We start from the raw sequence: 24478 nt of genomic DNA, 5'->3' as shown, positions 1-24478 counted from the left end.
GTCAGCCCTTGCCGGGGTGGACGGCGCCGCACTTCGGGCACGTACGGCCCTCCTCGCTCTCGTAGAAGTCGCGGAACACCGGCGGGAGGTCCTCGACGATGTCGCGCACCTGGAGTTCGACCTCGTGCACCTTCGTGTCGCAGTTCGGGCAGAACCAGGCGAACTTCTCGAGGGTGCCCTCCTCGCGGATGCGTTCGATCACGATGCCGATCGATCCGGCCTCCGGGCGCTGCGGGGAGTGGTAGACGTTGCCGGGCAGCAGCCACATCTCGCCCTCGCGGATGTCGATCCGCTGGGGGCCGTCCTCGGTCATGACGTCGACGTGCATGTTGCCGCGGTACTGGTAGAACCACTCCTCGTAGGGGTCGAAGTGGTAGTCGGTCCGCTGGTTCGGGCCGCCGACGACCTGGACGATGAAGTCGCCGATCGGCTCCCAGGCCTGCTTGTTGTTCACCGGTGGCTTCAGCAGGTGCTCGTGCTCGCGGATCCAGGCGGCGAAGTCGATGACGGGCGGGATGGTGGTCACGGTTCCTCCTCGATGGTGGTGCTGGTTCTGGTGGTGGAGCTGATGGGGGTCCGGGCGAGGGCGACGGCCTGGATCTCGATCCTCAGGTGCGGGTGCGGCAGCGCGTGCACCGCGACCGTCGTGCGGGCCGGACCCGTCTCGTCGAAGTACTCCGCCCACACGGCGTTGTACCCGGCGAAGTCGTTCATGTCGACGAGGTAGGCCGTCGCCTGGACGAGGTCGTCGAGCGTGCAGCCGGCCTCGGCGAGGATGGTGCGGATGTTCTCGAGGACTTCCCGGGTCTGGACGGCGATGTCGAGGCGGGTCGCGCCGAACTCGTCGGCGTCGGCGCCCGCGATCGTGTTGTCGGGGCGACGGCTGCTCGTGCCCGATACGAACACGAGCTCGCCCGTTCGCCTGGCGTGCGGGAAGCGGCCGCGCGGCGTCGCTCCGCCGTGCACGGTGATCGCCTCGGCGGTCATCGCGAGTCCTCCTCGCCGACGTGGACGACGACGCGCCCGAGCCCGCTCACCTCGGCGGCGACCGTGCCGCGCGACGGCAGTGGCACGGCGGCGGTGGCCGCGCCCGCGAGGAGCACCATGCCCGCTCGCAGCTCGAGGCCGTGCTCGCGGGCGAGCCGCCTCGCGGCCGCGACGGCGCGCACCGGGTCGCCGAGGATCGCCGCCGTCGATCCGGTCGCCGCGGCGTGGCCGTCGAGCTCGAGGACGACCGCACGGTTGTCGAGCGGGCCGACCTCGTCGGCGGCACGCCACGCCCCGACGGCGAACGCCGAGGCCGAGGCGTCGTCGGCGACCACGTCGCCGAGGTCGAACCGGAAGTCGCGGTATCGAGAGTCGATGATCTCCAGCGCCGGGGCGACCGCCACGACGCCCGCGTCCGGGTCGGCGCCCGGGTCGGCGATCGATGGTCCGAGCAGGTACGCGACCTCGGGTTCGACGCGCGGATGGATGCCGCGGCCGTTCGGCACGCGGCATCCGTCGTCGATGCGCATCGCATCGGTGAGGCTGCCGATGATGACGTCGTCGACGCCCATCTGCCGCGCCTTCTCACGGCTCGTGAACCCGAGCTTCAGGCCGACGACGCGCTCGCCGCGTTCGGTCCGGCGGGCGATGAGCGCCCGCTGGACGGCGTAGGCGCCGTCGAGGTCGAGCGGCCGCTCGGCGGAGAGCTGCGCGATCGGGGCGCGGCCCTGCTCCGCGCGGTCGAGCGCGCGGGCGAGGCCCTCGATGCGGGCCGGGTCGACTCGGCGGTCGACGGACGGCGCCGTGGCGGCGTTCGCGCTCATGCGGCGCCCTCCTCGACTCGCGCGGCTCCGTCACGCGCCGCGACGAGGTCGAGCGCGACGTCGACGATCATGTCCTCCTGGCCGCCGATCATGCGACGCCGCCCGAGCTCGACGAGGATGTCGCGGGCATCGAGGCCATGGCGTTCGGCCGCGCGTTCGGCGTGCAGCAGGAAGCTCGAGTACACGCCCGCGTAGCCGAGCGCGAGCGTCTCGCGGTCCACGCGGACGGGGCGGCGCTGGAGCGGGCGGACCAGGTCCTCGGCGGCGTCCTGCAGCGCGAAGAGCTCACCGCCGTGCGACCAGCCGAGCAGGTCGGCGACCGCGACGAACGCCTCGATCGGGCAGTTGCCGGCACCCGCGCCCTGCCCGGCGAGCGAGGCGTCGACCCGGGTCGCGCCGTGCTCGACCGCGGTCACGCTGTTCGCCACGCTCAGGGAGAGGTTCTCGTGGGCGTGGATGCCGATCTCGGTCGCGGGGTCGAGCGCCTCGCGGTAGGCGTCGATGCGGTCGGCGACGTCTCGCATCGTGAGCCGTCCGCCCGAGTCCGTGACGTACACGCAGTCCGCGCCGAACGACTCCATGAGCCGCGCCTGCTCGGCGAGCCCGCGCGGGTCGTTCAGGTGGCTCATCATCAGGAAGCCCGAGACGTCCATGCCCTGGTCCTTCGCCCAGCCGATGTGCTGCGCGGCGACATCGGCCTCGGTGCAGTGGGTCGCCACGCGCACGCTGGTCACGCCGAGGTCGCGCGCCCGCGCGAGGTCGTCGATCGTGCCGATGCCGGGGAGGATCAGCGTCGTCAGCCGCGCTCGCCGCAGCACCGACGCCGCGGCCTCGATCCACTGCTCGTCGGTGCGGGCACCGTGCCCGTAGGCGACGCTCGAGCCGCCGAGCCCGTCGCCGTGCGCGACCTCGATCGCGTCGACGCCGGCCGCCTCCAGCGCCGACGCGATCGCGCGGACCTCGTCGACCGTGTAGCGGTGTGCGATGGCGTGCATGCCGTCCCGGAGGGTGACGTCCTGGAGGTACACCCTCTGCGTCGTCGCGGTCATGCCGGCACCCCAGTCCGCTCGGCGATGAGGTTCTCGGCGGTGCGCAGGGCCGCCGAGGTCATGATGTCGAGGTTCCCCGCGTACTCGGGGAGGTAGTGGCCCGCGCCCGCCACCTCGAGCATGATCGTGATCCGGGTTCCCCGGAACGGTCGTCCGAGCGCGGGGACGTACGGCTCGTCGACGGGGTCGAACTGCACGTCCTGCTTCAGGCGGTAGCCGCCGACGTAGTCCTGCACGTCCGCGACCATCATGGCGACCGAGCGTCGCACCGCATCCTCGTCGACCTCGCCGGCGACGAGGCAGTAGACGGTGTCGCGCATGATGAGCGGCGGATCGGCGGGGTTCAGCACGATGATCGCCTTGCCGCGTTCTGCGCCCCCGATGGCCTCGATGGCCCGCGCGGTGGTCTGCGTGAACTCGTCGATGTTCGCCCGGGTGCCCGGGCCCGCCGACCTCGACGCGATCGAGGCGACGATCTCGGCGTAGGCGACGGGGGCGACCCGGGAGACGGCGGCGACCATCGGAACCGTGGCCTGGCCGCCGCAGGTGACCATGTTGACGTTCGTCGCGCGGAGGTGCTCGCCGAGGTTCACGACGGGGACGACGTAGGGGCCGATCGCCGCGGGGGTGAGGTCGACCACGAGGCGTCCGCGATCGCGGACCACGGCGTCGTTGCGGGCGTGCGCGGCGGCGGAGGTCGCGTCGAAGACGAGCTCGACGTCGGCGAACTCCGGCAGGCGCACGAGTCCGTCGACGCCCTCGTGGGTCGTGGCGAGGCCGAGGCGGCGGGCGCGGGCGAGCCCGTCGGAGTCCGGATCGATGCCCGCCATGGCGACCACGCGGAGGGTCTCCGAGAGGCGCTTCACCTTGATCATGAGGTCGGTGCCGATGTTGCCCGAGCCGATGATCGCGACGGCCGTCGTCATGCTGCTCCTCCTGTCGTGCCGGCGATGCTCGTCGCAGCGTGCCCGGTGAACTCCGTGCGGACCTCGCCCAGACCGTCGAGCCGGGCGTGGAAGACCCCGAGGGTCGCGTCGACCATCGGGCCGAGCGCGCCCGACAGGACGACCTCGCCCGCTCGGAGCGGACGGCCGTGCCGGGCGACCGCCCGTGCGAGCCAGGCCACGGCGATCACCGGGCTGCCGAGGCACGCGGAACCGGCCCCCGTCGAGACCGGTGCGCCGCGGTGGTCGAGGCGCATGCCGACCGCGGCGAGGTCGAGCCGGTCGAGGCGTCGCGGGCTCGTCCCGAGCACGACCGCGCCGCTCGAGGCGTTGTCGGCGATCGTGTCGGCGATGCGGATGTCCCAGCCGGCGATGCGCGAGTCCACGACCTCGATCGCGGGCAGGACGAACTCGGTCGCCCGGATGACATCGGCGACGTGCGTGGTCGGCGAGTCCAGGTCGCGCGCGAGCACGAAGGCGACCTCGGCCTCCACGCGCGGCTGGACGAAGGCGCCGAGGTCGAGGGGCTGCCGGTCGTCGGCGACCATGTCGTCGAGCAGCACACCGTAGTCGGGCGTGGCGACGCCGAACTGCGCCTGGACGGCCGGCGAGGTCAGGCCGATCTTGCGCCCGACGACCCGAGCCCCCTCGGCCACCCGGCGGGCGACGCCGAGGGACTGGACGGCGTACGCGGTCGCCTGGTCTGACTCGTCGATGAGGTCGCGGACGGGCGCGCACGCGATCCGGGCGCACGCGGCCGCGCGGAGCCGCGACTCGGCGGCGTGGACCGCATCGGCGGTCCCGACGGTGCGGCCGCCGGCGGGTCCGGTCCGGGTCGCGGCGATCACAGCTGCACGCACACGTTCGTCGGCTCGGTGTAGAACGCCAGCGAGTGCAGGCCGCCCTCGCGGCCGATGCCGGAGAGGCCGACCCCGCCGAACGGGCTCCGGAGGTCGCGCAGGTACCAGGTGTTCACCCACGACATGCCGACCCGCAGGCGCTGGGCGACCCGATGGCCGCGCGCGAGGTCGGTCGTCCAGGTGACCGCGGCGAGGCCGTACTCGGTGTCGTTGGCGAGCGCGATGGCCTCCTCCTCGGTGTCGAAGGGCATGACGACCGCCGCCGGTCCGAAGATCTCCTCGCGCACGGTGCGGTGCGAGTTGTCGAGGCCCGCCCAGAGCGTCGGCTCGATCCACGACCCCGAATCGAGGCCGTCGCCGAGCGTCGGGACGCCGCCTCCCGCCAGGAGTTCGGCGCCCTCGCGGATCGCGAGGTCGTAGTACGAGAGCACCTTGTCGCGGTGGGCGGACGAGATGAGCGGACCGGTCGTGGTCGCGGGATTCTCCGGGCGGCCGAGCCGCAGGCGTCGGGCGTGATCGGCGAGGCCGGCCGCGACCTCGGCGAACACGGCCCGCTCGACGTAGATGCGCTCGGTGCAGAGGCACACCTGGCCGGTGTTGAGGTAGGTCGATCGGGCGAGGCCGGCGATCGCCGCGTCGAGGTCGGCGTCGGCGAACACGATCGCGGCGTTCTTGCCGCCGAGCTCGAACGAGATGGGGCGGACGCGAGGGGCGACCGCACGCATGATGGCGGAACCGGTGCTCGACTCGCCCGTGAAGGTCACGCCGTCGATGCCGGGGTGGGTGGTGAGGTGCTCCCCGGCCGAGCCCGGGCCGAAGCCGTGCACGACGTTGACGACCCCGTCGGGGATGCCGGCCTCGGCGAGGATCTCGGCGAGCAGGGTGGCCGAGGACGGGGTCTCCTCCGACGGCTTCACCACGACGGTGTTGCCGGAGGCGAGCGCCGGCGCGAGCTTCCAGGTGAGCAGCAGCAGGGGGAGGTTCCACGGCACGATCACGGCGACGACGCCGAGCGGGGCGCGGACCGCGTAGTTGAGTGCTCGGCGACCGTCGTTCAGCTCGGTGAGGTAGGAGTCGAGGCCGGCCGCCGAGGCGGTGTCCGCGAACGAGCGGAAGTTCGCCGCTGCCCGTGCGACGTCGAGGTCGCGGGCGAGCGTCTCGGGCTTGCCGGTGTCGCCGACCTCGGCGGCCACGAGCTCCTCGCTGCGGCGTTCGACGACGTCGGCGACCCGGCGGAGCAGCCGCGCGCGCTCGGCGACCGGCATGCGACCCCACGGGCCCTGGAGCGCCGCGCGTGCGGCGGCGACCGCGCGGTCGACCTCCCGGGGCCCGGCTTCGTGCACGAGGGCGATGCGCGTGCCGTCGACCGGGTCGACCTTGTCGAAGGTGCCCACCCCGTCGACGTACTCGCCGCCGATCACGTTGCGGAGCTCGCGCGGGGTCGAGCTCTGCGTCGGGAGAGGGGCCGTGATCGGTGCCGGCGTCGTCGGGGAGGGCATGCGTTCAGGCTAGGAAGCGGGAACGATGCCGACAAATGCTCTTGTGATGCACTGCCATGCCCGTACGGCTATAGTCCCGGCATGGTCTCCGATCGACTCCTCGACGGCCGGCTCAAGCTCCGGCACCTCGTGCTCGTCACCGCCATCGCCGACGAGGGCACGCTCGTCCGCGCCGCCGAATCACTGCACATCACCCAGCCGGTCGTGACGCGCGGCCTCCGCGAGGTCGAGGACCTCCTCGGGGTGCAGCTGTTCGAGCGGATGCCGCGGGGCGTCGCTCCCACGCCGTACGGCGAGCCGTTCATCGAGCGCGCGCGGTCCGTGCTCGCCGAGCTCCGCGCGGCCGACGAGGAGGTCCGCCTCCTGCAGACGGGGCAGCTCGGCACGGTCACGGTCGGCACGCACCTCGCCGGCTCGAACCTGCTCCTGCCCCGTGCGATCGCCGCGCTGAAGTCGGAGCACCCGCGCCTCACCGTGGTCGTCCGCGAGGGCACGCCCGACATGCTGCAGCAGCTGCTGCTCTCGGGCGACCTCGACCTGACGGTCGGCCGGCTCTCGCCGACCGTGCCCGTGCGACTCGAGCAGGAGCGCCTCCACCAGGAGCCCATCCGGCTCGTGGCGCGGGCGGGACATCCGGTCCACACGGGCTCCAGGGGCACCTCGCTCGCCGAGCTGCTCGCCTACCCCTGGATCTTCCCGGTCGCGCAGACCGCGCTCCGCGCCGAGCTCGAGGCCGTGTTCTTCCACGAGGGGCTCCCGCTGCCGGCGGATCGCGTCGAGTGCACGTCGATGCTGACGCTGCGGAGCCTCCTGGTGTCGACCGACGTCATCGCCGCGCTGCCCATGTTCATCGCGGTCGACGACCGCGACGTCAAGATCCTCCCGACGCCGCTGAGCTCGATCCGCCGGTCGGTCGGGGTCACGCTGCCGAAGGACCGCACGCCGTCGCCAGCGGCCGCCGCCCTCCTCGCGCACCTTCGGGAGGAGGGGGCTCGGCTCGCCGCGCTCGAGCGCGAGTACGCGACGGCGGATGCCGCGACATCCGGCTGATATGCCCAAACGGTCATGGCAACGAGCCGTATAGATATTGGACAGCATCGATCCGGCCGATGACGCTGAAGGGGTCGACGCATGGAGGCGTCGAACCCGATTCTTCTCCCGACTCTGGAGGCGTCATGGCCGGATCCCCCTACGTACCCGATGCGAAGAAGTACCGCCCTGAGGACTTCGAGCGGGTCGTCGGCGAGCCGGCGGACCCCGAGCCCGGGACGTGGGGGATGCAGCCCGACGGGACCTTCCTCCCGCCCGCGCACACCCCGTCGGTGCCGCGCGACGTGTTCGTCGACTGGCCCGGCCAGCTCGACTACCGCGACCCCGAGACGTACGCGCTCAACGCGACGGCCGAGGCCTTCTACCCGATCGTCGTGAACACGAGCCATTCGTGGCAGTGCATCTACGACTGGGAGGGGACCCGGTACATGCTGCACTACGGGGGCGGCAACCACTGGAAGCTCTACGACATCACCGACCCGCGCGACCTGAAGATCGTCGACGAGGAGCAGTGGGGCTGGGGCGACCCGCGCCCCGAGTTCGGCGCGACGACCGTGCAGTGGAACGAGCGGCTCGGCACGCACATCGCCGTGCAGGCCAGCGAGACGCCGCGCTACTTCCTCAAGGGCCGCGTGGCCAACAAGTGGATCGACGACACCGTCGAGGGCCAGCTGAAGGAGTGGGAGGGCCTCCGCGGCTTCCGAACGTGGGAGATGAACGGGCCGAGCCCGCGCGACTGGACCCTGCTCACCGAGGTCTCGACCGACCCGAACCACGGGCCCGACGAGATCCAGGAGGGCAACGGCGTGCTCGACCTGCCCGTCTACTACGGCGACCGCTACCTCTTCGTCGCGACGGCGCCCGACAACACCTTCACCAACCAGCCCTACAAGACCACGCTGTGGGCCGCCGGCCACGCCGCCTACGACGTCTCCGACCCGGCGAAGCCCGAGCTGCTCTCGACCTGGTGGGTGCCCGGCACCCGCGCCGGCGAGGAGGACGACTCGCCCTACCTCGCCGACAACGACCGGTGGAACAACCGGACCTCGTGGTTCGGCTCGCGCATGGGCGTGTTCATGCCCCGCTCGGTCGAGTCGGGCTGCCGCTACGCCTACGCCGCCCAGGGCGGTCAGGGCTTCTTCGTGCTGGACGTCTCGGACCCCGCGAACATCCACCACGTCGGGTGGTGCGCGCTCCCCACGAGCGTCGCGGGCACCGAGGGCGACAACGTCGACACGACCCAGGTCGAGGAGACCGGCTACGTCTACGTGTCGGGCTACCCGATGAACACCGACTGCTACGAGCCGGCCAAGGAGATCTACCAGATCGACGTCAGCGACCCCACCGCCCCGCGCGTGGTGCGCACCCTGCCCCGCCCGCTGCCGCCGGCCGAGGCGGCGTTCACCGACTGGGCCCAGCGACGCGGCTCGTTCGGGCCCAAGCGCTCGGGCTACTTCACGAACACCGGCACCCCGCACGGCGCCGTGATCCCCTACGCCTTCTACGCCGCGGGCCTGCAGGTCTTCGACGTGCGCGACCCCGAGGACCCGAAGGTCGGCGCCTACTTCGTGCCGCCCATGGGGCTGAAGGACGACGACGACCTCGCCGCCCCCGTGCACGGCATCTTCGTCGAGTGGGACCGCAACCTCATCTGGCTGTTCGCGAACCACGGCATCTACGCGGTCTCGACGCCGTTGCTCGGCGAACCGGTCGTGGGCCTGCCGGGCGCCGACCGACCCGACGCGACCTGAGCCTCCGAGACATCCGCCTGCGAATGCCGACCATGAACCTCAGCACCAGACCCTGGCCCGCCCTCTGGGCGCTCGTCATCGGGTTCTTCATGATCCTCGTCGACACGACGATCGTGTCGATCGCGTATCCGGCGATCCTCGCCGACCTCGACACCGACCTCACGACGGTGATCTGGGTCACGAGCGCCTACCTGCTCGCGTACGCCGTGCCGTTGCTGATCACGGGCCGGCTCGGCGACCGCTTCGGGCCGAAGCAGGTCTACCTCGTGGGGCTCGTGGTGTTCACGCTCGCGTCGCTCTGGTGCGGACTCTCCGGCGAGATCACGATGCTCATCGCGGCGCGCGCCGCGCAGGGCCTCGGTGCCGCGCTGATGACCCCGCAGACGATGGCCGTGATCACGCGCGTGTTCCCGCCGAACCAGCGCGGCGCGGCGATGGGGCTGTGGGGCTCGGTCGCCGGGGTGGCGACGCTCGTCGGCCCCATACTCGGCGGCCTGCTCGTCGACTCGCTCGGATGGCAGTGGGTGTTCTTCGTCAACGTGCCGGTCGGGGTCGTCGCCTTCGTCGCCGCCTGGCGGCTCGTGCCGACCCTCGAGACGCGGGTGCACCGCTTCGACTGGATCGGCGTGCTCCTCAGCGCCGTCGGCATGTTCCTGATCGTCTTCGGCGTGCAGGAGGGGCCGACGTACGACTGGGGCACGATCCTCGGACCGGTCACGGTCTGGGGCGTCATCGCCGCCGGCGTGGTCGTCATGGCGGGCTTCGTCGCGTGGCAGGCGCTCACCCGCACGGAGCCGCTGCTGCCGCTCGCCCTGTTCCGCGACCGGAACTTCGCGCTCTCGAACGTCGCGATCTCGCTCGTCGGGATCGCCATGACCGCGATGCCGCTTCCGCTCGCGTTCTTCCTCCAGGTCGCCCGCGGGTTCACGCCGACCCAGGCGGCGCTGATGCTCGCGCCCATGGCGGTCGTGTCGGGAGTGCTCGCACCGTTCGTCGGGCGCGCCAGCGACCGCGTCGACCCGAAGTGGGTGGCCTTCGCCGGGCTGTCGACCTCGGCCCTCGCGCTGGGGTGGTACGCCGCGGTGATCCGTCCGGACTCCCCGCTGTGGCTGCTGCTCCTGCCGTCGGCGCTGCTCGGAGTCGGCATCTCGGGCGTCTTCGCTCCGCTCGCGTCGACCGCGACGAGGAACCTCGCACGCGAGCACGCCGGCGCCGGCTCCGGCGTCTACACGCTGACCAGGCAGGTCGGGTCGGTGCTCGGCTCCGCGGCGATCGCCGCACTCATGAGCGTGGTCCTGGCGGCGCAGCTGCCCGGCTTCGATGCCGACGGGGCGACCACGCGCACGGGCGGAGGCGGGCTTCCAGCCGCGCTGGTCGACGGCTTCTCGGTCGCCATGGGCCAGTCCCTCCTGCTCGCAGTCGCCGCCTTCGCGCTCTGCGCGCTCGTCGTCCTGTTCTTCGCGAAGCCGAAGGTCACGGTCGGGTGGGGGGAGGGGCGGGATGCCTCGACGGCCGCCCCGGGAGCACCGGCCGGCTCGGAGGCATCCGCTCGCACCGAGGCGGCAGCTCGCACCGGGGCATCCGCTCGCGCCGAAGTCTCGACGTCGGGGGCCGAACGCTGATGGCCGCCCCTCGTTCCATCGAGGCACTCGCCGTGGTTGCCTTGGATCCAGAATACAAAGATCGTCGAAGGAGGCCGGCCGTGACCACGACCGCCGACATGACCGCAGCGACCGGAGGCGGCCGACTCGTCGTCGACGGCCTCGAGAAGCACTACCGACTGGACGGGGCCGACGTCCCGGTGGTGAAGGGCGTGAGCTTCACCATCGAGCCCGGCACCTTCACCTCGCTCCTCGGCCCCTCCGGCTGCGGCAAGACCACCACGCTCCGATGCGTCGCGGGTCTCGAGACGAGCGAGGGCGGCGTGATCTCGCTCGACGGGCGGGTGCTCTCGACCGGGAGCGAGCACGTGTCGCCCGACAAGCGCGACGTCGGCATGGTGTTCCAGAACTACGCGATCTGGCCGCACATGAGCGTCTTCGCCAATGCGGTCTTCCCGCTGCAGGTCTCCGCGGGGAAGCTGCCGAAGAAGCAGGCGAGGCAGCGGGCGATGGAGGCCCTGGAGCTCGTCCAGCTCGATGCGTACGCGCACCGGCCGGCGACCGCGCTCTCCGGCGGCCAGCAGCAGCGACTCGCGCTCGCGCGAGCGCTCGCCCACCGACCGCGCCTGCTGCTCCTGGACGAACCGCTGAGCAACCTCGACGCGAAGCTGCGCGACACCATGCGCAACGAGCTCCGCAGCCTCCAGCAGCGCCTCGGCATCACGGCGCTCTACGTCACGCACGACCAGTCGGAGGCCCTGTCGATGTCGGACCGGGTCGCCGTGATGAACGGCGGGCGCATCGTGCAGGAGGCCGCCCCAAAGGAGCTCTACTTCGCGCCCGCCGACCGGTTCGTCGCCGACTTCGTCGGCCGGGTGAACCTCATCCCCGCGGTCGTGCGCGATCGCGACGCGAACGGCGACGCCCTGGTCGAGGCGTTCGGCACCCGGCTCGTCACGCCGTGCCCGGCCGGGAGCGGCACCGGGGCCGAGGTCACCGTGACCATCCGTCCCGAGAGCGTGCGCTGGCACGAGGCATCCGTCGACCGGCCCAACGTGCTCGCCGCCCGCGTCGCGCGGGTCGAGTTCCTCGGCGAGATCGTCGAGTACGAGGCCGAGATCGTGCGCGAGCAGACCACCGTCGGCCGCATCGTCGCCCGCGGCGCACCCATGGACTCGCCCGCCGAGGGCCGCTCGATCTTCCTCGAGCTCGCACCGAAGGCCTGTCGCGTGCTGGCGGCGTAGCGACCCCCGGTCCCGGGCCCGGGCTCGCGCCCCCGCTCCACCCCCTGCTTCCACCCCACCCACCCGCTCCACCGCTCCACCACCCGTTCCATCGACAGAGAGGCACCAGGGATCATGAACGTACGTACCTTCCGGGGCGGCACCGTCGCCCTCGCCGCAGCGGGCATGCTGCTGCTCAGCTCCTGCAGTTCGAGTCGGGAGGAGGCGCCGGAGGCCCTCGAACCGGCCGCCGACGCGACCGGCGCGACCTGCGACGCGGTCGAGATCGGCGCCTTCACCCGGTGCGAGAACTTCTACGACGACTTCTGGCCCGAGATCGACCGGCAGATGGACGCGCTCTACGAGCAGGCCAAGGAGACCGACGGCGGTCGCCTCGTGGTCTGGGACTGGTACGAACTCGCCCCCGAGGTCATCGCCGAGTTCAACGCGCGCTACCCCGACCTCGAGATCGAGACGCGCGGCCTGACCTACAACCTGCCCTCGGCGGTCATCTCCGCCGAGGCCACCGGCGGCCGGAACACCGACGTGCTGTCCGGCTCGCTGCTCTCCGCCGCCGCGATGACCGACGAGGGGTACTGGGACGAGGTCGACTGGACGCAGTTCGGCGTCCCGGAGGAGTTCCTCCAGCTCGGCGCCCCCGAGATGCTGCCCGACAGCATGAACGGCTCGCTCATGCAGGTCAACACCGACCGGATCGAGGCCCCGGGCTCGCTCGACGATCTGCTCGCGCCCGAGTTCGCGGGCAAGGTCTCGATCGCGAACTACAACCCGATCGTGTTCTCCGGGTACGGCATGGCCGAGGGCGAGGACGCCATGGTCGAGCTGATCGGCGAACTGAAGTCGTCCGGCACCCTCCAGGTGCTCGAGGACCAGAACTCGCCGCTCTCGAGCGGCGACGTGCCGATCGCCCTCAACCAGACCCTCTTCAACCCCAACCCGAGCCTCGCGGCCCAGCCGTTCGACCACTCCGGCGTGTTCGCCCAGTTCTCCGGCGTGAACGTCGACGCCGCCAACAAGCCGGGCGCCATGCTCTGGGCGCTCTGGAACGCCTACGACCCGACGTGGCTCGAGCTGCGCATGACCGACGAGCGGTTCGCCACGACGCAGGTGCCCTACCCCGGCCTGCCCTCGTCGCTGTTCGAGCAGGCCACCGGCCTCATGAAGACGAACGCCGATGCGCTGCTCCAGAGCATCGAGAACGGCGCCGAGACCGAGACCGAGGCGACCCGCGACGAGTGGATCGCCCTCACGAACGCTGCCGACGCGGCGCTGAACGGATAGCCATGTCCACGGTGGAACGGACCACGAAGGCCGGGCGGACCCGGCCGACCACGATGACGGTGGCGACGGTCGTCGCCGGAACGGTGATCTTCCTGCTGCTCGCCATCCCGTTGGCGGTGCAGGTCATCACGGCCTTCCGTGGCCCGTTCCTCCCGTTCGGCGTCTCGTCTGCACGTTGGTCGGTCGACAACTTCGCGACACTGTGGGGGCTGCGCGACGACTTCTGGGCCGTGCTCGGTTCGACCGCGGCGTTCGTGGGCGGGTCGACGGTGCTGTCGCTGCTCATGGCGTTCGGGCTGGCCTGGGTCACCGTGCGGACGGATGCGCCGTTCCGGCGCGTGATCTCGCTGCTGGTCATCGTGCCGTTCATCGTGCCGCCGATCGTCAAGGCGCAGGCCTACCTCCTCATGCTCTCGCCCGAGTCTGGCGTGCTGAACCAGCTGATCCACCTCGTGCCCGGAATGGCCGGGGTGACGATCGACCCGTACTCGTTCCCCACGATGATCGTCATCCAGTCGCTCACGAACGTCACCTTCCCGTACCTCATGATCGTGCCGATCCTCACGGGCATGGACGGCTCGCTCGAGGAGTCCGCGCGCGTCTCCGGCGCCGGCTGGGGGCAGACCCTCCGTCGGGTCACGCTGCCGATGCTCTGGCCGGGCCTGCTCGGCGTGACCGTGCTGACGTTCATCCTCGGCCTCGGCAGCCTCGAGGTGCCGCTGCTGTTCGGTCAGGAGTCCGGCAAGTCGATCTTCGCCCTGAAGCTCTGGACGCTCATCAGCGCGGGCGCCGGCGAACTGCCGCAGTACGGCCTCGCGGCCGCCTGGGGCTGCGTGTTCCTCGTGATCACGACCATCGCGTTCGTGATCTACCTGCGCGCCACGCGCGACGCCGAGCGACGGGCCTCCATCTCCGGCAAGGGCTTCCGGCCGACCACCATGAAGCTGGGCGGATGGCGCATCCCCGTGCTCCTGGCCATCCTCGTCTTCACCCTGCTGACGGCCGTGCTGCCCCTGTTCGCCCTCCTCTGGTCGGCGATCACGCCGTACCCGCTGGCGTTCTCGGTCGAGACGCTCCGCACCCAGGCGCAGTTCGGCGCGTTCGGCGAGGTGCTCGCCGACGGCGAGTTCTGGGCGTCGCTCGGTCGCACGCTCATCATCGCCGGCGGTAGCGCCACGATCGCGTGCGGCGCTGCGACCGTGCTGGCGTACGGGATCGCGCGGAGCCGCGCGACCGGGTGGACGAGGAGCATGGACCTGTTCGCGTCCTCGAGCGTCGCCATCCCCGCGGTCATCGCCGGCTTCGCGATGTTCCTGACGTTCATGGTGATCAATCCCGTGATCCCGCTCGCCGGGACGATCGCGGCACTCGTGATCGCCTACTCCTACCGCGTGTCGATCGCCTACCGCGCCGGGTACAGCGCGACCCTGCAGATCCGCACGGAGCTCGAGGAGGCGGCGCTGATCAGCGGCGCGAGCCGGCTCGAGGGGTTCCGGCGCATCGTCGCGCCGCTGCTCGCGCCCACGGTCTTCGCCGTCTGGATCCAGATGTTCATCCTCGGCACGAACGAGTTCACGCTGCCGGCGTTCCTCGCCACGCCCGAGTCCCGCCCGCTCTCGGTCTACATGTACGCGATGATCAACCCGCGCTCGGCGCAGCTCTACGCGCCCGACCAGGGGGCCGCGATGGCGCTGATCTTCACGCTCCTCGTCTTCGCGATCGGCTACGGACTGCAGTGGCTCGTCTCGCTCCGCGCGATCGGGCGCGCATCGCGCCGCGCGCGGGTCGTCGCGAGTGCGACCGATGCGCTGGGCGCCGCGGCCGCGGCGGTCGAGGCGACGGATGCCTCGGACACGCGTTCCGTCGCGACCGAGCAGGTTCGGGAGCTGTCGCGCCGCTGAGCTCCGGTCGCGCTCCGATTTGTACGGCGTGGCACGTCCACCCCCTCCCGATGTACATACGGGAGGGGGTGGCATCCGTTTCGGGCTGCCTACCATTGCCCGACATCGCCACCGTCGTCACCGCATCGGAGCACTCCATGACCATCGTCGAACCCACGGCCACCGCCGTCGGCGGCCCCGCCCTCCCGCAGGAGCGCCGCCTCGTCACCAGCATCCCGGGCCCGCGCTCGCAGGAGCTCATCGCCCGCAAGGCGCACGCCGTCGCGAAGGGCGTCGGGCACACCATCCCCGTCTCGGTCGTCGCGGCCGGCGGCGGCGTCATCGTCGACGCCGACGGCAACTCGATCATCGACCTCGGCTCGGGCATCGCCGTCACCGGCGTCGGCAACTCGAACCCGCGCGTCGTCGACGCCGTGAAGGCGCAGCTCGACGCGTTCACGCACACCTGCTTCACCGTCGCGCCGTACGAGGGCTACGTCGCCGTGGCCGAGAAGCTCAACGAGCTCACCCCCGGCGACCACGAGAAGCGCACGGCGCTCTTCAACTCCGGCGCCGAGGCCGTCGAGAACGCCATCAAGGTCGCGCGCCACCACACGAAGAAGATGGCCGTCGTCGCCTTCGACCACGCCTACCACGGCCGCACCAACCTCACCATGGGGCTCACGGCGAAGAACATCCCGTACAAGAACGGCTTCGGACCGTTCGCGCCCGAGGTGTACCGCGCACCCCTCAGCTACCCCTTCCGCGACGGCGGCCTGTCGGGCGCCGAGGCCGCGGCCCGCGCCATCACCCAGATCGAGAAGCAGATCGGCGCCGAGAACCTCGCCGCGATCATCATCGAGCCCATCCAGGGCGAGGGCGGCTTCATCGTGCCCGCCAGCGGCTTCCTCCCGGCGCTCGTCGAGTGGGCGAACGCCAACGACGTCGTCTTCATCGCCGACGAGGTGCAGACCGGCTTCGCCCGCACGGGCGCCTGGTTCGCCAGCGAGCACGAGGGCATCGTGCCCGACGTCATCGTCACCGCGAAGGGCATCGCGGGCGGCCTGCCGCTCTCGGCCGTCACCGGCCGCGCCGACATCATGGACTCCGCCATGGCCGGCGGCCTCGGCGGCACCTACGCGGGCAGCCCCCTCGCCTGCGCCGCGGCGCTCGCCGCGATCGAGTCCTACGAGGAGGACGGCCTCATCGAGCGCGCCAAGCAGATCGGCTCGGTGCTCATCGGCCGCCTGAACGCGCTCCGCACCGCCGACCCGCGCCTCGGCGACGTCCGCGGCCGCGGCGCCATGGTGGCCGTCGAGCTCGTCGACCCCGTCACCGGTGCGCCCGATGCGGCGCTCACCTCGAAGGTCGCCGCGCACGCCCACGCCAACGGCGTGCTCGTGCTCACGTGCGGCACCTACGGCAACGTGATCCGCTTCCTCCCGCCGCTCACCATCTCGGACGAGCTGCTCGTCGAGGGCCTCGAGGTCGTCGCGGAAGGGCTGCGCAGCGCATGAACCCCGTGACGGCGACGACGGCGTCGCCCGTGATCCTCGCGGACGCGGCATCCGTGCCCGCGATCGCCGACGCCGAGCCGACCCCGCTCGTCGACGCCCGCGCCCAGCTGGCCGAGGCGATCGAGCTGCTCGGCTACGGCGACGGCCTGCACCGCATGCTCGCGACCCCGCGCCGCGAGATGGCGGTCGCCGTGCCGCTGCGCCGCGACTCCGGTGAGACCGAGGTGTACCTCGGCTACCGCGTGCAGCACAACTTCTCGCGCGGCCCAGCCAAGGGCGGCCTCCGCTACGCGCCGAACGTGAACCTCGACGAGGTGCGCGCGCTCGCGATGTGGATGACCTGGAAGTGCGCCCTGCTCGACGTGCCGTACGGCGGCGCGAAGGGCGGCATCGCGATCGACCCGCGCGACCACTCGGTCGGCGAGCTCGAACGCGTCACCCGCCGCTACACGAGCGAGATCCTGCCGATCATCGGGCCGGAGCGCGACATCCCCGCGCCCGACATCGGCACCGACGAGCGCACCATGGCCTGGATGATGGACACCTACTCGGTGAACTCCGGGTACACCGTGCCCGGCATCGTGACGGGCAAGCCCATCGCGCTCGGCGGTTCGCTCGGCCGCGCGTCGGCGACCTCGCGGGGCGTGACGCACATCGCACTCGCCGCGCTCCGCCACGCCGGCATCGAGCCCGGCCGCGCCACCGCGGCCGTGCAGGGCTTCGGCAAGGTCGGTGCGGATGCCGCGCGGTTCCTCGCCGAGGGCGGCGTGCGCGTCACCGCGGTGAGCGACCAGTACGGTGCCATCCGAAACGACGCCGGGCTCGACATCGAGGCGCTCAGCGACCACGTGCGCGCGACCGGCTCGGTCGTCGGCTTCGCCGGCGGCGACGCGCTCGACCGGGACGCCGTGCTGACGCAGGACGTCGACCTGCTCGTCCCGGCCGCGGTCGAGGGCGTGCTCCACGGCGGCAACGCCGCGGACGTGCTCGCGAAGGTCGTCGTCGAGGGCGCGAACGGCCCCACCACGCCGGCCGCCGACGCGATCCTCCGTGAGCGCGGCGTGCTGGTCGTCCCCGACATCCTCGCCAACGCGGGCGGTGTCATCGTCTCGTACTTCGAATGGGTCCAGGCCAACCAGGCGTACTGGTGGCGGGTCGACGAAGTCGAGAGCAGACTGGAGGAGCGGATGCTGAACGCCTGGCGTCATGTCCTCGGCTACGCCGAGGCCCGCGACCTCTCGCTCCGCACCGCCGCCACGGCTCTGGCCGTCGAGCGTGTCGCCGAGGCGCACCGCCTCCGCGGCCTGTACCCGTGATCGCGCGCCACCAGCGCACACCGAACGAAACGGACATCCCGAGCATGACCACTGCAACGCAGGAATCCGCACTCCTCGACCAGGTCGCCGACGGCCTGTACATCGGCGGCGAGTGGGTCGCCGCCGAGGGCGGGAAGACCTTCGAGGTCCGCGACCCGGCCACGGGCGACGTGATCAAGACCATCGCCGACGCGTCGGCCGCCGACGGCATCCGTGCGCTCGACGCCGCCGTCGCCGCGCAGGAGTCGTGGGCCGCGACCGCGCCGCGCGAGCGCGGCGAGATCCTCCGCCGCGCGTTCGACACGCTCATGGAGCGTGCCGAGGACTTCGCCCTCCTCATGACGCTCGAGATGGGCAAGCCGCTCGCCGAGGCGCGCGGCGAGGTCAAGTACGGCGGCGAGTTCCTCCGCTGGTTCAGCGAGGAGGCCGTGCGCATCACCGGTCGCTACGGCTGGAACCCCGAGGGCACCGGCCGCATCGTGGTCGCCCAGCGCCCCGTCGGCCCGTCGTACTTCATCACGCCGTGGAACTTCCCGCTCGCGATGGCGACCCGCAAGATCGCGCCGGCGCTCGCCGCGGGCTGCACCGTGGTCGTCAAGCCCGCCGCCCTCACGCCGCTCACGACCATCGCGTTCGTGCAGCTGCTCGAGGAGGTCGGGCTGCCGAAGGGCGTCGTGAACGTCGTCACCACGACGAGCTCGTCGAAGGTCTCGGCTCCGATCATCGCCGACCCGCGCCTGCGCAAGCTCTCGTTCACGGGCTCGACCGAGGTCGGTCGCAAGCTCATCGAGCAGTCGGCCCAGGGCATCCTCCGCACCTCGATGGAGCTCGGCGGCAACGCGCCGTTCGTCGTCTTCGAGGACGCCGACCTGGACAAGGCGGTCGAGGGCGCGATGGTCGCGAAGTTCCGCAACATCGGCCAGGCCTGCACGGCCGCGAATCGCTTCATCGTGCACGAGTCGGTCGCCGCCGAGTTCGCGCGCCGCGTGACCGAGCGCGTCACGGGCATGAACGTCGGCCGGGGCACCGACGACGACGTGCACATCGGCCCGCTCATCGACGACGACGCGGTCGCGTCGACGCACGAGCTCGTGACGGACGCCGTCTCGAAGGGCGCCACCGTCCTCGCCGGCGGTTCGGCGATCGAGGGAGACGGCTCGTTCTACGCGCCGACCGTGCTCGGCGACGTGTCGGCCGACGCCCGACTGCTCCGCGAGGAGATCTTCGGACCGGTCCTCGGCATCACCACGTTCGCCGAGGAGGACGAGGCCGTGCGCCTCGCCAACTCGACGGAGTACGGCCTCATCTCCTACGTGTTCACGCAGGACCTCGCCCGCGGACACCGCATGATCGACCGGCTCGACACGGGCATGATGGGCCTGAACACGGGCCTCGTCTCGAACGCGGCCGCCCCCTTCGGCGGCGTGAAGCAGTCGGGCATCGGCCGCGAGGGCGGCTTCGAGGGCATCCACGAGTTCCTCGACACGAAGTACACCCTGATCCCGGCCTGACCGCCGGGTCGACGGATGCCGCGGCCCGCGCCGCACGCGCGCCGCGAGCCGCGGCATCCGCCCCACTCTCCGCTCCGATCCGGAGCGCCGGCACCACGCACAGAAAGCACTCCCACCATGGAACGCATCGAGACCGACGTCGTCATCGTCGGCGCAGGCGCCTCGGGCCTCACGGCCGCCACCGAGCTCGTGAAGGCGGGGCGCGGCGTCGTCGTGCTCGAGGCCCGCGACCGCGTCGGCGGCCGGCTCTGGACGGGCGACGTCGACGGCGCAATGCTCGAGATCGGCGGCCAGTGGGTCTCGCCCGACCAGGACGCGCTCATCGAGACGCTCGACGAACTCGGGCTCGAGACCTACGAGCGCTACCGCGAGGGCCGGAACGTCTACATCGCCGAGGACGGCGAGCGCCGCCTCTTCGAGGGCGAGATCTTCCCGGTCCCCGCGAAGACCGAGGGCGAGATCGTCGGCCTCATCGAGAAGCTCGACCAGCTCGTGGCCGAGATCGACCCCGAGGCGCCGTGGGCCCACCCGCGGGCCAAGGAGCTCGACGAGATCTCGTTCGCCGAGTGGCTCGGCACGCAGACCGACGACGAGGAGGCGAAGCTCAACATCGGCATGTTCATCGCCGGTGCGATGCTCACGAAGCCGACCCACGCGTTCTCCGCGCTGCAGGCGCTGCTCATGGCGGCGTCCGCCGGCTCGTTCTCGAACCTCGTCGACGCCGACTTCATCCTCGACAAGCGCGTCGTGGGCGGCCTCCAGCAGGTGCCGCTGCGGCTCGCCGAGCGCCTCGGCGACGCGGTGAAGCTCGGGCAGCCGGTGCGCACGATCCGATGGAACCCGGAGTCGCCCGAGGCCGGCGTCACCGTCGTGAGCGACGGCTTCGAGGTGCACGCGAAGCAGGTCGTGCTCGCGCTCGCGCCGATCCTCTACGACCGCATCTCGTACGAGCCGCCGCTGCCGCGCCTGCAGCACCAGATGCACCAGCACGTCTCGATGGGCTTCGTCATCAAGGTGCACGCCGTCTACGAGACGCCGTTCTGGCGCGAGCAGGGGCTGTCGGGCACCGCGTTCAGCCCGTACGAGCTCTCGCACGAGGCGTACGACAACACCAACCACGGCGACACCCGCGGCACGCTCGTCGGCTTCGTCTCCGACGAGGCCGCGGACGAGGTCTTCCGCCTCAGCGCCGAGGAGCGCAAGGAGCGCATCCTCGAGTCGCTCTCGCACTACTACGGCGAGCAGGCGAAGCACCCGGTCGTCTACTACGAGTCCGACTGGGGCTCGGAGGAGTGGACCCGCGGCGCGTACGCCGCGAGCTTCGACATGGGCGGCCTCGCGCGGTACGGCGCCGACCTCCGCACGCCGGTCGGTCCGATCCGCTTCGCCTGCTCCGACATGGCGGGCAAGGGCTACCAGCACGTCGACGGCGCCATCCGCATGGGCCGGCTCGTCGCGTCGCAGATCCTCCAGGGGCCGGCGTGAGCCGGTCCGGCGCCGATCGTCGGGTGCTCGTCGGCTACACCGCATCCGATGCGGGTGCCGACGCGCTCGCCCTCGGCGGCCGGATCGCGGCCGCGACCGACGCGCTCGTCGAGGTCGTCATGGTGCTGCCGATCGAGGCGCGCGGCGGCGTCGTGCCCCGCGACCCCGGGTACGAGCGCCACGTGAAGGAGCGCTCGCAGGCGTGGCTCGCCGAGGCATCCGCGAAGCTCGGCGCCGGCGTCCCGCAGTCGCTGCACATCCGCTACGCCGAGTCGTTCGCCGAGGGCCTCCTCGCCGCGGCGCACGAGTTCGACGCCTCGCTCATCGTCGTCGGGGCCGCGCGCGGCGGCCTGTTCGGCCGCACCCGCATCGGGTCGGTCGCGAACGAGCTGCTCCACTCGGCCGACGTGCCCGTCGTGATCGCCCCCGTCGGCAGCCGCGAGATCGCGATCGCGCAGGGCGTCACCCGGATCACCGCGGCCGTCGGCAGCACGCCCGGCCCGGTGCTCGAGGCCTCCGTCCGCCTGGCCGGTGCGACCCGGGCGCCGCTCCGGCTGCTGTCGCTCGTGCCGGTCGACCTGCCTGCGGGGGTCGACACCTCGCTCGTCGAGCTCACCAGCGTCGTCGGTGCCCAGCAGGTGCTCGACGACGCCCAGGCGGCGCTGCCGGCCGGCATCGAGGCGACGGCGGTCGTCGCCGCGGGCGACACCATCGAGGAGTCGGTCCGTGCGCTGGAGTGGCACGACGGCGAGGTCGCCCTCGTCGGCTCGAGCCGCCTCGCCGCGCCCAACCGGCTCTTCCTCGGTTCGACGGCATCGAAGATGCTGCGCGAACTCCCGGTACCGCTCATCGTGGTGCCGAGCGAACCACGAAAGACGACGCAATGACGCACTCGCACGAGCCGCACCCGCATCCTCCGCACACCGCGCCGCACGCGCCGATCGAGCCGCAGGAGTTCCTCGACGCGCCGCTGACCACCGCGAGCGCGACCGTCGACGGCGGCCTCTCCAAGAAGGGCCTCTCGGCCGGCTCCGTCGGCCTCATCGGCGCGATCGTCATCGGCATCTCCTGCATCGCCCCGGCGTACACGCTGACCGGGTCGCTCGGTCCGACCGTCGCCGAGGTCGGGTTCCAGCTGCCGGCGATCTTCCTGCTCGGCTTCATCCCGATGCTGCTCGTCGCGTTCGGCTACCGCGAGCTCAACAGCGCGATGCCCGACTCGGGCACGTCGTTCACCTGGGCGACCCGGGCCTTCGGCCCGTGGACCGGATGGATGGCCGGCTGGGGCCTCATCGCCGCGACGGTGGTGGTGCTCTCGAACCTCGCCGGCATCGCCGTGGAGTTCTTCTACCTCGCCATCGCGCAGGCGTTCAACAACCCCCAGGTCGCCGAGCTCGTCGACAACCCGTTCGTGAACGTCGCGACCTGCCTCGTGTTCATCGCGGGCGCGACGCTCATCTCTTACCGCGACATGCAGACGACGCAGAAGGTGCAGTACTGGCTCGTCGGGTTCCAGCTGCTCGTCATGATCGGGTTCGGCGTCGCCGCGTTCTGGCACGTCGCCAACGGCACGGCGTTCGACGCGACGGAGGTCCAGCTCAGCTGGTTCAACCCGCTCGAGGTCGGCTCGTTCACGGCCATCGCCGCGGGCCTCTCGGTCTCGCTGTTCGTGTTCTGGGGCTGGGACGTCACGCTCACGATGAACGAGGAGACGAAGGGCTCGCACACGACGCCCGGTCGTGCGGCGACCCTCACGGTCACGATCGTCGTCGCGATCTACCTCTTCGTCGCGATGGGCGCGCTCGCGTTCGCGGGGATCGGCGCCGAGGGCGTCGGCCTCGGCAACTCCGACATCCAGGAGAACGCGTTCTTCTACCTCGCCGGTCCGATCCTCGGTCCGCTCGCGATCCTCATGTCGCTCGCCGTGCTGTCGAGCTCGGCGTCGTCGCTCCAGTCGACGTTCGTGTCGCCCGCCCGCACGCTCCTCGCGATGGGCCACTACGGCGCGCTGCCGGAGAAGTTCGCGCGGGTGAGCCCGCGGTTCTTCACCCCCGGATACGCGACGATCGTGTCGGCGGTCGTGGCCGCAGCGTTCTACGCGATCATGCGGTTCGTGAGCGAGGACGTGCTGTGGGACACGATCACCACGCTCGGCATCATGATCTGCTTCTACTACGGACTCACCGCGTTCGCGGCGGTCTGGTACTTCCGCAGGACCTGGTTCGCGAGCGCCCGCAACGTGTTCTTCCGCCTGATCGCGCCGCTCGTCGGCGGTCTCATCCTGACGGTGCTGTTCGTGACCACGCTGATCGACAGCATGGACCCCGACTACGGCTCGGGCTCGAACATCGGCGGCGTCGGCCTCGTGTTCATCCTCGGCGTCGTGATCCTCGGCATCGGCGTCGTGATCATGGTCTGGCAGCGGGTCGCCCGTCCGGCCTTCTTCCGCGGCGAGCGGCTCTCGCGAGCGTCCGCCGATTGAGCCCGTACGGGCGGCGGTCCTCACCCCGCGGCCCGTGCGCGAACGCGAACCGCCCCGCCGGCGACACCCGGCGGGGCGGTTCGGCCGTCCGGTCGCTACTCGCCCATCGGGGCGGGCGCGGCGCCCGTGTACATCGCGTAGACGAGGTCGGCTGCGGCCGCCGCGGTCGCGGGGTCGGCGCCGGCTGCGACATCCGCTCGCGCCCATTCGTCGGCGCTCGCCCGCATGAAGGCGAGGCCCTCGTCGGACTGCAGCCACTCGGCGGAGTCGTCGGGCCGGACCTCGCGCGTCGTGAAGTGCAGGCCGAGGCCGAGCAGCGCGCCGTCCCACCCGATGCCGGTGGGGGAGGGGCCCATCTGCGCCCACATCTCGTCGGTGACGTCGGCGGCGCGCGCGACGTGCTCGAGCTCGAAGCGCGTGTGCTCGGCGTCGACCTCGGCGAGCCGGACCGTGATCCAGGTCGTGCCGCCGCCGTACTCCCAGGTGGCGGTGAACGAGTTCGGCGCGTCGCACGCGGTGACGGTGCCGCCCGCGTTGCCCTCGAGCTGGTAGGTGCCGCCGAGGCGCAGGTCGCCGCTCACCGGCAGGAACCAGCGCGGGATGCGATCGGCCGTCGTGAGCGCGTCCCACACGTCGTCGATCGGCGACGGGTAGGTCTGGGCGAGGGTCTGCACGCGCATGCGCTCGCCGTCGCGCTCCTCGGTGACGACGCCGCGGTCGACGGCGTCGATCTGTGCTCGGATGTCCATGTCAGTGCTCCTGCTCGGGTGGGTGCGGTGCCGCGTCGGCGGCTGCCGCGAGCCGGCGGTTGCGCCGACCGCGCGCGAGTTCGGTGCCGAGCGCGTCGAGTCGCGGCGCCCAGAACCGCTCGAACGGCGTGAACCACTGCGCCGCCTCGGCGAGCGGCTCGGGATCGAGCGCGTAGAGGCGGCGGGTGCCCTCCGCTCGTACGTTCGCGAACCCGGCCTCGCGCAGCACGCGCAGGTGCTGCGAGACGCCGGGCTGGCTGATGCCGAACTCGGCCTGCACAATGCGCCCGACGTCGCCGGCGGCCAGTTCGCCGTCGGCGAGCAGCTCGAGGATCCGGCGGCGGACCGGGTCCCCGAGGATGTCGAGCGCGTGCATGCCGGCAATTATTCGCTCGTCACTTATATAAGTCAAGGGTGAACGAATACGCGGGACATTCCGCCCGATGGG

General features: G+C 71.6%; 21 protein-coding genes. 12 read left to right on the top strand and 9 right to left on the bottom strand.

What is annotated here, in order from left to right; genetic code table 11:
* Nucleotide 1: 1 nt before the first annotated feature.
* Genes ACSJD1_RS07580 through ACSJD1_RS07550 form a run of 7 tightly spaced genes read right to left on the bottom strand, consistent with a single transcriptional unit; the run spans nt 2 to nt 6163 of the window.
* Entirely contained in the window at nt 2-526 is a 525-nt protein-coding gene (locus ACSJD1_RS07580) for a 3-hydroxyanthranilate 3,4-dioxygenase (protein WP_438854715.1), read from the bottom strand.
* Nucleotides 523-987, bottom strand: coding sequence for a RidA family protein (locus ACSJD1_RS07575; protein ID WP_438854714.1), 465 nt, complete (start codon nt 985-987; stop codon nt 523-525). Before ACSJD1_RS07575 ends, ACSJD1_RS07580 begins: the two co-directional genes overlap by 4 nt.
* The gene (locus ACSJD1_RS07570) at nt 984-1811 is read right to left on the bottom strand and encodes a 2-keto-4-pentenoate hydratase (RefSeq protein WP_438854713.1); all 828 of its coding nucleotides are present in this window, start codon (nt 1809-1811) and stop codon (nt 984-986) included. The genes ACSJD1_RS07575 and ACSJD1_RS07570 overlap by 4 nt, the downstream gene beginning before the upstream one ends.
* Complete coding sequence (dmpG, locus tag ACSJD1_RS07565) at nt 1808-2860, bottom strand: 4-hydroxy-2-oxovalerate aldolase (RefSeq protein WP_438854712.1); 1053 nt, start codon at nt 2858-2860, stop codon at nt 1808-1810. Before dmpG ends, ACSJD1_RS07570 begins: the two co-directional genes overlap by 4 nt.
* Complete coding sequence (locus tag ACSJD1_RS07560) at nt 2857-3786, bottom strand: acetaldehyde dehydrogenase (acetylating) (protein ID WP_438854711.1); 930 nt, start codon at nt 3784-3786, stop codon at nt 2857-2859. The genes dmpG and ACSJD1_RS07560 overlap by 4 nt, the downstream gene beginning before the upstream one ends.
* A complete protein-coding gene (locus ACSJD1_RS07555) occupies nt 3783-4652 on the bottom strand; it encodes a 2-keto-4-pentenoate hydratase (RefSeq protein WP_438854710.1) in 870 nt (289 codons plus the stop codon). Before ACSJD1_RS07555 ends, ACSJD1_RS07560 begins: the two co-directional genes overlap by 4 nt.
* Complete coding sequence (locus tag ACSJD1_RS07550) at nt 4649-6163, bottom strand: 2-hydroxymuconic semialdehyde dehydrogenase (protein WP_438854709.1); 1515 nt, start codon at nt 6161-6163, stop codon at nt 4649-4651. The genes ACSJD1_RS07555 and ACSJD1_RS07550 overlap by 4 nt, the downstream gene beginning before the upstream one ends.
* An 81-nt stretch (nt 6164-6244) precedes the next feature.
* Between ACSJD1_RS07550 and ACSJD1_RS07545 the strand changes: the two genes are divergently transcribed.
* From ACSJD1_RS07545 to ACSJD1_RS07490, 12 genes are all read left to right on the top strand, one after another.
* Complete coding sequence (locus tag ACSJD1_RS07545) at nt 6245-7213, top strand: LysR substrate-binding domain-containing protein (protein WP_438854708.1); 969 nt, start codon at nt 6245-6247, stop codon at nt 7211-7213.
* Between the two features lie 125 nt (nt 7214-7338).
* On the top strand, nt 7339-8964 hold the full coding sequence (locus ACSJD1_RS07540; RefSeq protein WP_438854707.1) for an LVIVD repeat-containing protein: 1626 nt from the start codon (nt 7339-7341) through the stop codon (nt 8962-8964).
* 32 nt (nt 8965-8996) lie between these two features.
* Nucleotides 8997-10586: a DHA2 family efflux MFS transporter permease subunit gene (locus ACSJD1_RS07535; RefSeq protein ID WP_438854706.1), complete on the top strand. Its 1590-nt coding sequence runs from the start codon at nt 8997-8999 to the stop codon at nt 10584-10586.
* Between the two features lie 80 nt (nt 10587-10666).
* On the top strand, nt 10667-11809 hold the full coding sequence (locus ACSJD1_RS07530) for an ABC transporter ATP-binding protein (RefSeq protein WP_438854705.1): 1143 nt from the start codon (nt 10667-10669) through the stop codon (nt 11807-11809).
* A 114-nt stretch (nt 11810-11923) separates the two neighbouring features.
* On the top strand, nt 11924-13090 hold the full coding sequence (locus ACSJD1_RS07525) for a hypothetical protein (RefSeq protein WP_438854704.1): 1167 nt from the start codon (nt 11924-11926) through the stop codon (nt 13088-13090).
* Nucleotides 13091-13092: 2 nt separating this feature from the next.
* On the top strand, nt 13093-14991 hold the full coding sequence (locus ACSJD1_RS07520) for an ABC transporter permease (RefSeq protein ID WP_438854703.1): 1899 nt from the start codon (nt 13093-13095) through the stop codon (nt 14989-14991).
* Between the two features lie 137 nt (nt 14992-15128).
* The gene (gene gabT / locus ACSJD1_RS07515) at nt 15129-16487 is read left to right on the top strand and encodes a 4-aminobutyrate--2-oxoglutarate transaminase (protein WP_438854702.1); all 1359 of its coding nucleotides are present in this window, start codon (nt 15129-15131) and stop codon (nt 16485-16487) included.
* Entirely contained in the window at nt 16484-17803 is a 1320-nt protein-coding gene (locus ACSJD1_RS07510; RefSeq protein WP_438854701.1) for a Glu/Leu/Phe/Val family dehydrogenase, read from the top strand. The genes gabT and ACSJD1_RS07510 overlap by 4 nt, the downstream gene beginning before the upstream one ends.
* 44 nt (nt 17804-17847) lie before the next feature.
* Entirely contained in the window at nt 17848-19314 is a 1467-nt protein-coding gene (locus ACSJD1_RS07505) for an NAD-dependent succinate-semialdehyde dehydrogenase (protein ID WP_438854700.1), read from the top strand.
* Nucleotides 19315-19431: 117 nt separating this feature from the next.
* Nucleotides 19432-20799: a flavin monoamine oxidase family protein gene (locus ACSJD1_RS07500; RefSeq protein ID WP_438854699.1), complete on the top strand. Its 1368-nt coding sequence runs from the start codon at nt 19432-19434 to the stop codon at nt 20797-20799.
* Entirely contained in the window at nt 20796-21686 is an 891-nt protein-coding gene (locus ACSJD1_RS07495; RefSeq protein ID WP_438854698.1) for a universal stress protein, read from the top strand. The genes ACSJD1_RS07500 and ACSJD1_RS07495 overlap by 4 nt, the downstream gene beginning before the upstream one ends.
* Nucleotides 21683-23281 carry an APC family permease gene (locus ACSJD1_RS07490; protein WP_438854697.1) on the top strand — a complete coding sequence of 533 codons (1599 nt, stop codon included), beginning with the start codon at nt 21683-21685 and terminating at the stop codon, nt 23279-23281. The genes ACSJD1_RS07495 and ACSJD1_RS07490 overlap by 4 nt, the downstream gene beginning before the upstream one ends.
* 95 nt (nt 23282-23376) lie before the next feature.
* On the opposite strand, the gene ACSJD1_RS07485 is transcribed toward ACSJD1_RS07490, so the two are convergent.
* Together ACSJD1_RS07485 and ACSJD1_RS07480 are read right to left on the bottom strand one after the other, a co-directional pair.
* On the bottom strand, nt 23377-24030 hold the full coding sequence (locus ACSJD1_RS07485; RefSeq protein WP_438854696.1) for an SRPBCC family protein: 654 nt from the start codon (nt 24028-24030) through the stop codon (nt 23377-23379).
* A gap of 1 nt (nt 24031) precedes the next feature.
* Nucleotides 24032-24406, bottom strand: coding sequence for an ArsR/SmtB family transcription factor (locus ACSJD1_RS07480; protein ID WP_438854695.1), 375 nt, complete (start codon nt 24404-24406; stop codon nt 24032-24034).
* Between the last annotated feature and the right edge of the window lie 72 nt (nt 24407-24478).

Source organism: Agromyces excoecariae (assembly GCF_051715505.1).
Lineage (GTDB): Bacteria > Actinomycetota > Actinomycetes > Actinomycetales > Microbacteriaceae > Agromyces.
Note: the sequence above shows the minus strand (reverse complement) of the source record. Positions and strands in the feature narration are given on the sequence as shown.